Origin of the sequence: Novosphingobium sp. (assembly GCF_965229225.1) — a bacterium.
GTDB lineage: Bacteria > Pseudomonadota > Alphaproteobacteria > Sphingomonadales > Sphingomonadaceae > Novosphingobium.
Genome location: NZ_OZ245867.1, coordinates 2,058,594 through 2,071,556 on the forward strand (window position 1 = coordinate 2,058,594; position 12,963 = coordinate 2,071,556).

The window sequence follows — 12,963 nt, forward strand, 5'->3', positions numbered from 1 at the left end:
CGATGGATATGTGGCACGCGCACCGCGCCGATCTGGAAGGCCTCGCTGCGCGCGATCGGCGCCGGCAGCTGATCCTGCGGCAGGGGCGGGACTTTTCCTCGAACGATTACCTCGGCATGGCGCGCGCGCGCCGGCTTGCGCGGGCGGTGGAGGAAGCCATAGCGCGCGGCGTGCCGATGGGATCGGGCGGATCGCGGCTGCTACGCGGCAACGATCCCGAACATGAGGCGCTGGAAGCGCAGGCGGCGCAGTTTTTCGGCTCGGAAAGCGCGCTGTTCCTTTCGTCAGGCTATGCCGCCAACGTCGCCTTGCTGGCGACCTTGCCGCAGCGCGGCGATCTGATTGTCTATGACGCGCTGATCCATGCCTCGATGCACGAGGGGTTGGCGCTCACGCGGGCGACCGCCGTCGTGGCCGGGCACAACGACCCGGACAGCTTCGACGATGCCATCACCGCATGGCGCGCGAGCGGCGGCCGGGGCCGCGTGTGGCTGGCGTTCGAGAGCCTCTATTCGATGGACGGCGACCGGGCGCCGCTGGCAGACCTTGCTCAACTTGCCGAACGGCACGAGGCGATCATGCTGATCGATGAGGCGCATGCGACCGGCGTGTTCGGGCCGGATGGGCGCGGCCTTGCTGCCGCGCTCGACGGGCGGGCGGATACGGTGGTGCTGCGCACTTGCGGCAAGGCGCTGGGCTGCGAAGGCGCGCTGGTCTGCGCTCCGGCGGTGGTGCGCGATTTCCTCGTCAACCGGGCGCGCCCGTTCATCTTCTCGACCGCGCCCTCCCCGCTCATGGCCGCTGCGGTGCGCGAGGCGCTGAAGATGCTGGTGGATGAGCCCGAGCGGCGGACCGGGTTGATGGCGCGCATCGCCCATGCCGAGGCCGCGCTGGCGCCCCATGGCGCGGAGGCGACCGGCACGCAGATCATGCCGCTGATCCTTGGCGATGAGGCGCGCACGATGGCGGTTGCGGCGCGCCTGCAGGAGGCTGGATTCGATATTCGCGGCATCCGCCCGCCGACCGTGCCCGCCGGAACCAGCAGGCTGCGGATTTCACTGACACAAAACGTCATGCCGGAAGATATTGACGCGTTGGCGGAAGCCTTGGCAGAGGCACTGGCATGAGTGCGTTTGTTGTAACCGGAACCGATACCGGGATTGGCAAGACGGTCTTTTCCGCCGCCCTCGCCGGCGCGCTGGGTGCCCACTACTGGAAGCCGGTGCAGTCCGGACTCGCAGACGGCGCGGACAGCGACAGCGTGGCGACGCTCGCCGGACTGGCCGCTGAGAAGATCCTCCCCGAAGCCTATCGCCTGACCGAACCGCTTTCGCCCCACCGCGCGGCAGAGATCGACGGCATGGTCATCGATCCCGACTGGCTGATGCTGCCCGAGGCGCGGCCGCTGGTGATCGAAGGCGCGGGCGGCGCGCTGGTGCCGCTGACGCGCGAGGTGACCTATGCCGATGTCTTCGCGCGGTGGGGGCTGCTCACGATCATTGTCGCGCGCACGGCGCTGGGCACGATCAACCACAGCCTGCTGACGATCGAGGCGCTGCGCGCGCGGCGCGTGCCGATCCATGGCGTAGCCTTCGTGGGAGAAGCGAACGAGGACAACGAGGCGACCATCTGCGAGATGGGCCAGGTGCGGCGGCTGGGGCGCCTGCCCCTCCTGCCCACGCTCGAGCCGCAAACGCTGATCGGCGCCTTTGTCCGGGGTTTCTCCCTCGAAGACTTCACGTGAGCGGCTCAGCGGTCTGGCATCCGTTCACCCAGCACGGGCTGGGCGATCCCGTACCGCTGGTAACGCACGCCGAGGGCGCGGCGCTCTATACGGCCGACGGGCGGCGGGTGATCGACGCGATCTCCTCGTGGTGGGTGACGACGCACGGGCACTGCCATCCGCGCATCGTCGAGGCGATCCGCGCGCAGGCCGGGGCGCTGGACCAGCTGATCTTTGCGGGCTGGACCCATGCGCCTGCCGAGCGCGTCGCTGCGGGGCTGATCGCGCTGATGCCGCGCGAACTGACGCGGGTGTTCTTTTCGGACAGTGGGTCAACCTCGGTCGAAGTCGCGCTCAAGATGGCGCTGGGATATTGGGCGCACACCGCAAGGCCGCGCGGGCGCATCCTCGTGCTTGAACACAGCTATCACGGCGATACCATCGGCGCGATGTCGGTCGGCGCGCGCGGGGTGTTCAACGCGCCTTATGAGCCGCTGCTGTTCGATGTCGGCACCATCCCCTATCCGGTCGGTGACGGCGCCAATACGCTGGAGGCGCTGGAAGCGGCCTGCCGCGAAGGCCCGGCCGCGTTCATCGTCGAGCCGCTGATCCTCGGTGCGGGCGGCATGCTGATGTACCCGCCGGCGCTGCTCGCCGCGATGGCCGAGATCTGCCGCCGCCATGAAGTGCTGCTGATCGCCGATGAAGTGATGACTGGGTGGGGCCGCACCGGCACGCTGCTCGCTTGCGAGCAGGCGGGCGTGGTTCCCGATATCCTCTGCCTCGCCAAGGGGATCACCGGCGGTTCGATGCCGCTTGCGGTGACGATGGCGCGTGAGGAAATCTTCATGGCGCACTGGTCGACCGACCGGGCGAAGATGTTCTTCCACTCCTCGAGCTACACCGCGAACCCGATTGCCTGCGCGGCGGCGGCGGCGAACATCGCGATCTGGCAGGAGAAGCCGGTGCTGGCGCGGCTGGCTGACCTTGGGGCGCGGCAGCAGGCGCTGCTCGAGAGGCTGGCGCTGCTGCCCGGCGTGGCGGCGGTGCGCCGCTGCGGGACGATTGCCGCGCTCGATCTGGAGGTTCCCGACGGCGGCTATCTGTCCTCGCTCGCCCCGCGCCTGCTGACCCTGTTCCGCGAAGCGGACGTGCTGCTGCGCCCGCTCGGCAACACGATCTATGTCATGCCGCCTTATTGCATCGACGAAGCCGATCTCAGCAGGATCGGCGATGTGATCGAAATGGCCGTCCGCGCTGTTGGGCCTTAACGCCCTAAGGGAAAATCCCGAGCGTTCGGCCAGACTAGCGCAACACAGAAAAATGGCCGCTTAAGGGAATCCGCTGGGAGCGCATTAAGGCGCCTCCGGCACATCCTTGCCGCGTCCCCTTGCCGGAGAGCGTGCCATGGCCCGCCGTGCTCTGATCGATCCCTTTCGCCTTGTTGCGAACCAGGTGCGCCCTACGCTGCGCATCGCCGTGCTGGTGGCCTTGCTTGCCGCCTGCGGGCCGGCGCACCTGCGGCGCACGGCCGAGATCACATCACCGATCGGGACGGCGCAGGCGGCAGGTTCTGCGGCAAGCGGCGCGGCAAACATCGCCCAGCAGCCGCCGATGGTGCTGGGAGTGCAGACACATTTCAGCCAGGGCTGGTCGCCTTCCACTCTCGCCCTCGCGCGGCAGGTCGGCGCGCCGATGCTGCGCGATTCGCTGCCCTGGGCCGAGAGCGAGAAAGTGCGCGGCAGCTACACCCTCAATACCCCGGCGGCACAGGCGCTGGCCTCGGCCTGCGCGGACGGGCAGCGCCTGCTGCTGACGGCGGTCCCGTCCAACCCGCTCTATGATGGCGGCGGGTGGGTTTCGAGCGCAGCGGGCAATGCGGCCTTTGCCAGCTACCTTGCCGCACTGGTCGGCCGGTTTGGCTCATGCCTTGCCGCGATCGAAGTTGGCAACGAGATCAACGGGCCCGGCACGCTGGTCTATCCCGCCGGGGTCGACCGCGCCGCCGCCTATGTCACGACGCTAAAGACGGTGCGCGCGCGGATCGGCGGGCGGGTGGCCATCCTCGGCGGATCGACCAACATGATCGGCACCGGGTTCCTCCGGACCCTGTTCGCTGCCGGGATGCTGGCCACGGTGGACGGCATTGCGGTGCACCCCTATCGCTCGCGCGCGGAGGGGCTGGATATCGAGCTCGCGCAGCTCGGTGCCGCAATGGACAGCGCGGGCAAGCGCGTGCCGATCTGGGCAAGCGAATTCAGCATCGACAGCCGCAACCAGCCGCTGGCCGCCGGAGAACTGATCAAGCAGGCGACCATGCTGGCCGCCGCAGGTGCCGCGCAGGCAAGCTGGTATGCCCTCATCGACCAGCGCTGGTTCCCGAACATGGGGCTTTATGCCGGCACCGCCGCCAAGGCGCAGGCGGGGGCCTTCCGGATGATGCAGCGCCTCCTGGCGCGTGGGCGCCCGCAGCGGCTCGATCTTGGCGATCCGCTGCTGTTTGCCTATCGCTTCGGGACGGACACGACCGTGGTCTGGGGTGCGCCGCGATCGCTCAGGGTCGAAGGCGGGCAGATCAGCAACGCGAGCGGCACACCCGCCGCGCTCGCGCAGGTCAGCGAAAGTCCGCTGGTGATCACCGGCACCACCGCGATCCGCTTTGGCGCCTCCACCTGGATCGCCGACACGCTGATGGGCTGGGGAACGCCGCAATGGCGCTACGGCGTGCGGCTCAAGGCCGATACGAGCTACCGGCTGCCGCTGTTCGACGATCAGTTCACAAGCTACTTTGGCGACCGCTGGTATCGCCCGCTGCGGATCAACAATAGCTCCGCCGCGCCGGGCGGAACGGCTGCCGCGCCGATCCGCCCGGTGTGGCGGCATGTCGCGCCGGTGGCCGAAACCATCGACGTGGGTGGCTGCTTCGCCAAAGCCGCTGGTGGTGACGGCGTGGACCTGACCCTTACCGCAGGCAGCACGGTGCTTTGGCGCGGGGTGCTGACCGGGCGGCTGCAACTGCCGCCGCTCAGCGCCAATCTTGCCCCCGGCGATGCGCTGGAGCTTGTGGCGGGGCCCAACCAGACGGCGGGCGGGGACTCGTTCTTTGTGCGGCTCGTGCTGTTCCAGCGCGGCGCGGGCGAGCCGGTGGTCTGCCCGGAATGATCGCGGATCAGGGCTGGGCCGGGGGCGGGGGCGGCAGGCGGCGCGCGGTGAGGATCTTCACCGGCGCTTCCAGCATCTGCCCGCGCATCGAACCTTCGCCCAGCGTCTGCGAGATCGGCGAGTCCCAGATCTTGCGCACCACGTCCATGCCTGCGGTGACTTTGCCGAACACGGCATAGCCTGCCTGCGCTTCGGGATCGGCGGATGCCGGGTTTGCATCGAGGCTGGTGAGATCCGACAGCATGATCGAGAAATCCGCCGTTGCCGTGCCCGGGGCATTGCGCGCCATCGAGATCGCACCGGCCACGTGGCTGAGTCCGGTCTGGCTCGTCGGTTCATGCGTGATGGGCGGGAACAGGCGGCGCGGATCGCGCAGGCCTCCCTGCAGCAAGCCGTTGGGCTGATCGCCCCAGGCAAGGTGCATGGCGCGGTAGAAGGTGATCCCGTCGAAGCGCCGTGTATCGACATAGTGCAGGAAATTGGCGGTACTGATCGGAGCATGCGCGCCATCGAGCGTGAGTTCGATCGTGCCCAGCTCGGTGGTGAGCACAACGCGTTCGACTGCCGCCAGCGGAGGGGGCGGCGGAGGGGGGGGCGGCGAGGCTGCCACGCGCTTTCGCGGCGCAGCAGCGACCAGCAGGGAGGCAAGCGGAAGCGCGGCGAGGACGAATCGGCGGTGCATCATGGCTCCGCATTAACCTTCAAGGCACGCAGCGAAGCAAGGGTTGCCGCTCGGCACAGTCCGAAATGGCATGAACGCCCCCTCCGGTGCCGCTCGTACGGCGCCTTGGCGCGAATCTAACGGCCCTTGCGCCAGATGGGAGCACCCCACGCCACCATGGTCCGCCCTGCCCCATCAGGCTGGCGGGCCATCTCATTCGACGCCAATCGGAAGGACCAACGATGTTCAAGACTGCCAAGATCCTGGCCTTCGGGCTCTTCGCCGCTGCCTGTGTTACAGGCCCCGCCCACGCCCAGTCTGCCGACTGGATCCGCCAGGTCACCCGCACCATCGCCTCCAAGCAGACCTATCCCAAGGCCGCGGTTGCGCGCGGCGAGGAAGGCACGGCGAAAGTGAAGATCTTTGTTGCCGCCTCCGGCGCGGTCGAGCGCGCCGAGCTCGTCTCGCCCTCGGGCTCGACCTTGCTCGATCGCGAAGCGCTGGCCCTGCCGAGCCGCACCGGCTCGGTGCCGCCGCCGCCGGGCGGAGCCACCTCGGTGACCGTGCCGATCACGTGGAAGCTGCTGTAAGCACGCCATTTTCAGTTGACGACCGGAGCCAGATGGCCCTCGGCCGAGGAAGGGGCGGAGCAATCCGTCCCTTCTTCTTTCTTCAGCTGATCACTTCGAGAGCGAGATCGCCTTCGCCGAAGAAGGCCTTGAGCGCTGAAAGCCCGCGATGGATGTTGACCTTGACCAGCGCTTCGGACTGGCCGGTCATGGCGGCGGCTTCGCGGACCGAGAAGCCCTGCAGCTTGACCAGCCGGATCGCATCGGCCTGCGGGCGGCGCAGACGATCGAACAGCCCGGCCATGACGATGCCGCTGAGCGAGGCACTTTCGTGGCTGGGCACGCCGTGCAGGCCTTCATCCAGTTCCTCGGTGCGATTGCGCCCGGCGCTGCGCAGGCTGTCCACGCCCTTGAAGCGGGCGATGGCTGCGAGCCAGGGCAGGAATGGACGGCCCGGTTCGAACGTGGCGCGCTTGAGGTGAAGCGCGGTGAGCGCTTCCTGCACCGCATCGTCGACCATTTCGGGGGCAAGGCGGCGAGCGAAGTAGCGGCGCAGCCAGCGGCCAGCCTCTTCCAGCAGGCGGCGATACGCGGCGGCATCACCGGCAAGGCTGGCTGCCATCGCGGCTTCCCAACCGAAGCCAACGCTCTTGCGCGGGCTGCTTGCAGCGTGCCGGGCGGTCTCCAGTTGGCTTGCCATGCTTTGCTCCTTTGCCTCTCGATGCACCAACAGTGCCCCAGTGCTGGCAAGCCGACCACGCACCAGGTGGTTATGCTATCAATGCATGCCGGGAATGAGCGACCTCAAACCTCTATTCGACAAGGATAAATTCAGACAGCTCGGTGCGATTTCGCCGCAGTGCGGGCGCCAGTTCGCGCGTTGCGGGCAAGTCTGGCGCCACATCGCCAGTGATCAGACGGGCTCCGCGCTGGTAGGTGAGATAGCTCCAGAGCCAACTCATTCCGACCGAGAGACGATTGCGGTGCCCGGTCAGGAACCAGATATGGGCGACGCACCACAGCAGCCAGGCGGGCAGACCGGTCACGCGCAGACGGCCGAAATCGGCGATCGCGCGGCTGCGACCGATCGTCGCCATGTTGCCATAGTCGCGGTAGCGGAACGGCGGAACGGCGCGGCCCTGCAGCGCCGCGCGAATGGCGCGGGCGGCGTGCTGGCCCTGCTGCTTGGCAACGGGGGCCACACCAGGCAGCGCCCGCCCCGCTCCATCGGTGCATGCGGCGGTATCGCCAATCACGAAGATGGCAGGATCGCCATCGGGATGGAGGTCCGCGCCCACCGGCACACGGCCCGAGCGATCGCCCGCACACCCAAGCCATTCCGCCGCGCGGCTGGCCATGACACCGGCGGCCCAGATCACCGTACCCGCCTTGATCCGGTTGCCATCGACGGTAACGCCATCGGCATCGATGGCGGTGACATCCGCCTCGAGCCGGACTTCGACGCCCAGTTCCTCGATGCCCTTGCGCGCCTTGGCCGAAAGCGCGGGCGGGAAAGATGGCAGCAGACGATCTCCGCGCTGGAGCAGCACGATCCGCGAGCAATGCGGGGTGATGTGGCGGAAATCGCGGCTGACTGACTGGCGGGCAAGTTCGGCAATCGCGCCGGCCATCTCGACCCCGGTCGGGCCGCCGCCGATCACCACGAACGTGAGCAGCGCCTTGCGCTTCACCTCGTCGGTTTCGGTTTCCGCGCGTTCGAGCGCAAGGAGCACGCGGCGGCGGATCGCGGTGGCATCGTCGATGGTCTTGATGCCGGGCGCATGGGGCGCCCAGTCCTCGCGCCCGAAATAGCTGTGCGTGGCGCCGGTGGCGATGATCAGCCAGTCATAGGCCAGCGGCTCCCCATCGCCGAGAATGACGCGGCGGCGTTCCTGGTCGACACCGTAGACCCGGTCGAGCAGCACGCGCACGTTCGGCTGGCGGGCGAGGATGGCGCGGATCGAACCGGCGATATCTGCCGGCGAGAGGCCGGCGGTGGCAACCTGATATAGCAACGGCTGGAACAGGTGGTGATTGCGCTTGTCGATCAGGGTGATCTCGACCGGCGCACCGGCCAGCGCCCTGGCCGCCGCCAATCCGCCGAACCCGCCGCCCACGATCACGACCTGCGGCGGCCTGCCCGCCCCTGCAGCGGTTCTTTCGCCTGCATCACCGACCGCTTCACCGACCGCTTCACCGACCATTGTCTTGCTCCCGCCTTCGATGGAGAGCGTTTCGCCTGGGGCTGGTCGATCGTTACAGCGCTCAGGCCGAGCGCAGCAGGGGATCGGCGGCGAATGCGGCGATGAGATGATCGGCAACCGCCCGCACGCGCGCAGCGACATAGCGGCCCGCCGGCATGACGAGGTGGATCGGCATGTCCGCCGGGGGATGATCGGGCAGCACTTCGATCAACCGGCCGCTGGCAAGGTCTTCCTCGAACAGCCAGCGCGCATTGACGGCAACGCCGATGCCCGCCAGCGCCGCCGCACGCAGCGCATCCGGGCTGTCGGCGCGGAATGTCCCGCTCACTTCGACCTGCATATCCTTGCCGAGCGCCCATTTGTTGCCCGTCGCGAGCAGCGAGTAGCTGAGGCAATTGTGCGCCGAAAGATCGGACGGCTGATGCGGCACGCCATATTCATCAAGATAGGCGGGCGATGCGACCATGACGCGGCGGCAAACGCCGATGCGGCGCGCGATCGAGCGGCTATCGCCGATTGCGCCGACACGGATGGCGAAATCGAGATTGTCCGATACGAGATTGAGCGCGTGATCGGACACCCTGAGATCGATCTCGATGCGCGGCTGGATGCGCTGGAAATCCGCCAGCATCGCGATGACGCGCGACTGCGCGAGCGTGAGCGGCGCCGTCAATCGCACTTGGCCGCCGAGCGCGCCAAGCAGCCCGACCGCCGCCTCGGCCTCGTCGATCGCCGCCAGCGCGCGCAAGGCCGCTTCGTAGTAAGCCTGCCCTTCGCTGGTCAGCGCAATGGAACGGGTGGTTCGCTTCAGCAGCGCGGCGCCGAGATGGCGCTCGAGCGCACCGACCTGGCGCGAAACAGTCGACTGCGGCAATTCGAGTCGCGCGGCGGCGCGGCTGAAGCTGGCCGCATCCGCAACGGTGATGAAAGTGCGCATCCAGCCGGTGAGATCGTTCACGCCGCTGTCCTGCACCATCGGCTGATGCTGGTAAAGCACCATTCCAGTCCATTTCACCGCAGTTCAATGCAGTTTATGGATAAATCATATGTGACATGCGCCGCTTGCGACAAGTCCGGTTGGCGCTCATTGTGGCCGGGTCAACCCGCTGTCGTCCGCGACTCCGATGGCGCCCTGCGGTGCCGGCTGGTCCGGGAATGTCCGGCGGTTGCAGGCACAGGGCAACGCAGCCATGGAAATGCATCAGGTCCGGTACTTCCTGGCCGCGGCACGCCTGCTGAACTTCACGCGCGCTGCAATCGAGTGCAACGTGTCGCAGCCTTCGCTGACCAAGGCGATCCAGAAGCTGGAAGACGAATTCGGCGCCCCGCTGTTTCGCCGTGAACGGGCGCGCACCCACCTGACCGAGCTGGGCAAGGCCATGTTGCCGCATCTCGAACGCAGCTTCGAGGCCGCGCAGACCGCCAAACAGATGGCGCGCGGCATGGGCCGGGCGGAGATCGCGCCGCTGGCGCTGGGCGTCGCGCGGACGGTCGAGCATGCCATGCTGGAACGCGTGCTGGCGGAACTGGGCAAGAGCCTTTCCGGGCTGGAACTGGCGCTGGCGGGCGGCTCCTCGCGCGAGCTGATCGAGATGGCGATGGCTGGCTCGCTCGACCTGATCATCGTCGAGATGCCCGATGAAGCCCCCGAGCGGCTGGATTGCTGGCCGTTGTTCGCGGATGAATGGTGCATCGTCACCCGCGGCGATCATCCCTTTGCCGCCGCCCCTCCCGCCTCGGCTGCCATGCTCGAGGAGGAAGCCTGGATCGATCTCGCCGGTGATGGCTGCGCCGCGCTTGCGCGGATCGCCACGCGGGTCGGCGCGGCGATCGAAGTGCGACATCAGGCGCAAGGGGCCGCGCAGCTGCGGCAGATGGTGCAGGCCGGGCTCGGTTGCGGCTGGACACCGCGCAGCCTTGCCGCGCCGCCACTGGCGGCAACCGGGCTGCCGTTCGGATCGGTGGAGACGCGGTTCGTGCTCGCCTCTGTCGCCGGGCGCCGCCGTTCGGTCGCCGCCGAGGCATTCCTGCGGGTTGCACGCGCGCAGGATTGGGCGCTGGCGAACGGCGATGCGGCAGCGGGGGCGCCATAGGGGCCGCGCATGGACTCGATGCACCGCGGTGCGTTTCCCCTGCCCGGCAATCACGCCTATGAGATCATGATGGACCGCCCCACCACTTCCCCCGCGCCGCTGGCACCCCAGTTGGCGCAGATCAGGCGCCGCAATCCGGACCTCGGCCCGTTTTTCGACGAGATCGTGATTGCGCTGCGCGGTGCAGGCGTGGGGGCAGCCGCGCCCAAGGTGGGGGAGATGTTTCCCGATTTCTCGCTCCCGACCGCGCACGGCGGCTATCGGCGGCTGGGCGACCTGCTCGATCAGGGTCCGGTGATCGTGAACTTCAGCCGTGGCCGCTGGTGCCCCTATTGCGTGCACGAGGTTTCGGCATGGGCCGCCATGCTGCCCGAGCTGGCGGAGGCCGGCGCCCGCTTTATCGAGATCACCGGCGAGACCGGCGGCGGCGCGCGCGCACTTGGTGCCGTGCTCGAAGCCTCTCCCCATGCGGAAGTGGCGGACGTGCTGTGCGATATCGACCACGGCGTCGCGCTGTCGCTCGGCCTCGCGTTCTTTGCCGGTGATCCGCTGCTCGATTTCTATCGGGATGCAGGGCTCGACATGCATGAGCTCTATGGTTCGCCGAGCGGGTTCCTCCCGGTGCCGGCCACCTTTGCACTCGATCAGACCGGCCGCGTGCGGTTCGCCTATGCCGATGTCGATTTCCGCGAACGCGCCGAGCCGGCCGACGTACTGGCCGCGCTGCGCGAAATCTGAACCCTACCAGCGCAGCAAACGCGGCGTGACGAAGCGGATGACGGTTGCCATCAGCAGCATCGCTGCAGGATAGGCGGTCGTCACGAACGCCATCGTCTGCGAGGGACAGAACAGGCTGTAGGCAAAGGTGCCGAGCCCAGCCGCAGCCCATCCGGTCAGCCAACCGGCGCGCGCCAGATCGGTGGGCGCTGCACGGCGCATCCACAGCACCAGCCCGGTGCCGACAAGCAGCGAAGTCGCCAGCGCGATACCCCAGCAGCGCAAGGTGTCGAACAGGGTGAGTTCGGCAAAGCTGGGCCGCCGGCCTGCGACGATGCCATCCAGCAGCAGCCCCATGAGGCCCACCGGCAGGATGCCGAGGATCAGTGTTCCAAGGGCAGTGGCACCCTGATCGGCGCGGCCCGGAAGCGCGGCACGCAGCGCGGCCACGAGCAGGGCAAGGCTGCCCGCCAGCAAGACAGCCCCGCGCGCGATCACGATCGGCGCAGGGTGCAGAGCGATGACATCGGGACGCAAGCCGAAGGTAAGCCACACCCCGCCGATGGCGAGCGCCGTCAACCCCAACCCGGTGGCCATGCCGCGCCACAGCCGCAGCGGCACGACCGGTTGCAGATCGCCGACCAGCGCCTCGATCGTCTGTGCGATGGACGGATCGTCCGGATCGAGGGCCATTTGACTTCCTTCACTGCACCGCCGCGCCCGAAGGGAAAACGGCCGGGATCAGGATCGCCAGATGCGCTGGCTACCGGTTCCCGGCCACGTTGCATCTTTGCCCCTGCCTCGCAAGACCACCTCGCAAGACCGGCCCGCAGTCACGCGGGCCGGTCGCTGCGCGGAGCAGGCGGCGCGGGTTCAGCCCCGGCGCAGCAGACGGTCGAGCGAGAGCGCTCCACCGCCCTTGGCGATGAGCGGCAGGAGTATGGCCGCCCAGCTCAGGTGCGTCGGCCAGGCATCGGGATAGACGAAGACCTCGATCACCGTGGTCATGCCGAGTAGGCCCAGCGCGGCAAAGCGCGTGCCGAGGCCCAGGACGAGCAGGATCGGAAAGAGGTGCTCGGAATAGGTCGCCATATGGGCGGCCAGATGCGGAGGCACGAGCGGCAGTTTGTAATCGGTTTCGAACAGGTAGTAGGTGCTGTCGGTGATCGTCAGCAGTCCTTCGACCTTGGTGCGGCCCGACTGGAAGAACACCGCCGCGATGCCGAGCCGCGCCACCAGCAGCAGCACGGTTTCGGGCAGCAGTCGCCCGGCAAGCTCGGCCAGCCGGTTGTAGACGGAAACGAGAGCGGTCATGCGGGGATACCTCGAAGGCTCGACCCGGGTGTTCCGGCCTGCCGGAACACCCGGCCGGGATCAGTGTGCTTTCGCGGTCAGCGAGCCGTTGCCCTTGGGCGTCTTGATCGAGGTGCAGGTGCCGGCCTTGACCAGCATCCAGGCGTTGCCCTGATAATCGACCTTCGAGGTGCCTGCGCAGCTGGTGCCCGGGCCGGCGGCGCATTCGTTCTTGCCAGCCTTGGCAACGCCGTAGCACTTTTCCATGGCGGGCTTGGCATCGGCTGCGTGCGCAGCACCAGCAGCAAGGCCGAGAGCGATCGAGGCAGCGAAAGCGGTTGCAGCAATTTTCATGACAGGTTCCTTCTTGGACGGTTGCACCACCGGGGTGGGAATGCGGGAACAAGGAAGGCCGGGCGCTTCGTTTGCCGCGCCCTTGCCTCGTGTCCGGAAGTGTTCGCGCCGGCCACATTGACCAATTCGCCGGGTGCCGAACGGCGGTTACACGGCGCAGCATTTTTTCCGCGCGGCTGGACCTCGA

At 67.9% G+C, this 12,963-nt stretch carries 14 protein-coding genes; 7 read left to right on the plus strand and 7 right to left on the minus strand.

Going from position 1 to position 12,963, the window contains the following annotated elements; translation table 11 throughout:
* Window positions 1–2: 2 nt before the first annotated feature.
* The 4 genes from ACO06X_RS09420 to ACO06X_RS09435 all read left to right on the plus strand — a co-directional run bounded on the left by ACO06X_RS09420 (window position 3) and on the right by ACO06X_RS09435 (window position 4,885).
* Window positions 3–1,127 (plus strand): 8-amino-7-oxononanoate synthase, encoded by a 1,125-nt coding sequence (locus tag ACO06X_RS09420; protein WP_421839661.1) that lies wholly within the window; start codon window positions 3–5, stop codon window positions 1,125–1,127.
* Window positions 1,124–1,744: a dethiobiotin synthase gene (bioD, locus tag ACO06X_RS09425; RefSeq protein ID WP_421839662.1), complete on the plus strand. Its 621-nt coding sequence runs from the start codon at window positions 1,124–1,126 to the stop codon at window positions 1,742–1,744. The genes ACO06X_RS09420 and bioD overlap by 4 nt, the downstream gene beginning before the upstream one ends.
* Complete coding sequence (locus tag ACO06X_RS09430; RefSeq protein WP_421839663.1) at window positions 1,741–2,994, plus strand: adenosylmethionine--8-amino-7-oxononanoate transaminase; 1,254 nt, start codon at window positions 1,741–1,743, stop codon at window positions 2,992–2,994. The genes bioD and ACO06X_RS09430 overlap by 4 nt, the downstream gene beginning before the upstream one ends.
* A 136-nt stretch (window positions 2,995–3,130) precedes the next feature.
* Complete coding sequence (locus ACO06X_RS09435; RefSeq protein ID WP_421839664.1) at window positions 3,131–4,885, plus strand: hypothetical protein; 1,755 nt, start codon at window positions 3,131–3,133, stop codon at window positions 4,883–4,885.
* Between the two features lie 7 nt (window positions 4,886–4,892).
* Here the strand turns inward: ACO06X_RS09435 and ACO06X_RS09440 are convergent, their stop codons facing one another.
* The gene (locus ACO06X_RS09440; protein ID WP_421839665.1) at window positions 4,893–5,570 is read right to left on the minus strand and encodes a peptidylprolyl isomerase; all 678 of its coding nucleotides are present in this window, start codon (window positions 5,568–5,570) and stop codon (window positions 4,893–4,895) included.
* A gap of 218 nt (window positions 5,571–5,788) precedes the next feature.
* On the opposite strand from ACO06X_RS09440, the gene ACO06X_RS09445 reads away from it, so the two are divergent.
* Window positions 5,789–6,136 carry an energy transducer TonB gene (locus ACO06X_RS09445; RefSeq protein ID WP_421839666.1) on the plus strand — a complete coding sequence of 116 codons (348 nt, stop codon included), beginning with the start codon at window positions 5,789–5,791 and terminating at the stop codon, window positions 6,134–6,136.
* A gap of 82 nt (window positions 6,137–6,218) precedes the next feature.
* On the opposite strand, the gene ACO06X_RS09450 is transcribed toward ACO06X_RS09445, so the two are convergent.
* From ACO06X_RS09450 to ACO06X_RS09460, 3 genes are all read right to left on the minus strand, one after another.
* Window positions 6,219–6,815: a sigma-70 family RNA polymerase sigma factor gene (locus tag ACO06X_RS09450; protein WP_421839667.1), complete on the minus strand. Its 597-nt coding sequence runs from the start codon at window positions 6,813–6,815 to the stop codon at window positions 6,219–6,221.
* Window positions 6,816–6,927: 112 nt separating this feature from the next.
* Window positions 6,928–8,319 (minus strand): NAD(P)/FAD-dependent oxidoreductase, encoded by a 1,392-nt coding sequence (locus ACO06X_RS09455; RefSeq protein WP_421839668.1) that lies wholly within the window; start codon window positions 8,317–8,319, stop codon window positions 6,928–6,930.
* A gap of 61 nt (window positions 8,320–8,380) precedes the next feature.
* Window positions 8,381–9,316, minus strand: coding sequence for a LysR substrate-binding domain-containing protein (locus ACO06X_RS09460; RefSeq protein ID WP_421839669.1), 936 nt, complete (start codon window positions 9,314–9,316; stop codon window positions 8,381–8,383).
* A gap of 193 nt (window positions 9,317–9,509) precedes the next feature.
* Between ACO06X_RS09460 and ACO06X_RS09465 the strand changes: the two genes are divergently transcribed.
* Both ACO06X_RS09465 and ACO06X_RS09470 read left to right on the plus strand, forming a co-directional pair.
* Window positions 9,510–10,412: a LysR family transcriptional regulator gene (locus tag ACO06X_RS09465; protein WP_421839670.1), complete on the plus strand. Its 903-nt coding sequence runs from the start codon at window positions 9,510–9,512 to the stop codon at window positions 10,410–10,412.
* A 9-nt stretch (window positions 10,413–10,421) separates the two neighbouring features.
* The gene (locus tag ACO06X_RS09470) at window positions 10,422–11,150 is read left to right on the plus strand and encodes a peroxiredoxin-like family protein (protein ID WP_421839671.1); all 729 of its coding nucleotides are present in this window, start codon (window positions 10,422–10,424) and stop codon (window positions 11,148–11,150) included.
* 3 nt (window positions 11,151–11,153) lie between these two features.
* Here the strand turns inward: ACO06X_RS09470 and ACO06X_RS09475 are convergent, their stop codons facing one another.
* From ACO06X_RS09475 to ACO06X_RS09485, 3 genes are all read right to left on the minus strand, one after another.
* The gene (locus ACO06X_RS09475; RefSeq protein WP_421839672.1) at window positions 11,154–11,822 is read right to left on the minus strand and encodes an NrsF family protein; all 669 of its coding nucleotides are present in this window, start codon (window positions 11,820–11,822) and stop codon (window positions 11,154–11,156) included.
* Between the two features lie 180 nt (window positions 11,823–12,002).
* A complete protein-coding gene (locus ACO06X_RS09480) occupies window positions 12,003–12,443 on the minus strand; it encodes a DoxX family protein (RefSeq protein ID WP_421839673.1) in 441 nt (146 codons plus the stop codon).
* Between the two features lie 60 nt (window positions 12,444–12,503).
* Window positions 12,504–12,776 (minus strand): DUF2282 domain-containing protein, encoded by a 273-nt coding sequence (locus ACO06X_RS09485; RefSeq protein WP_298166189.1) that lies wholly within the window; start codon window positions 12,774–12,776, stop codon window positions 12,504–12,506.
* Between the last annotated feature and the right edge of the window lie 187 nt (window positions 12,777–12,963).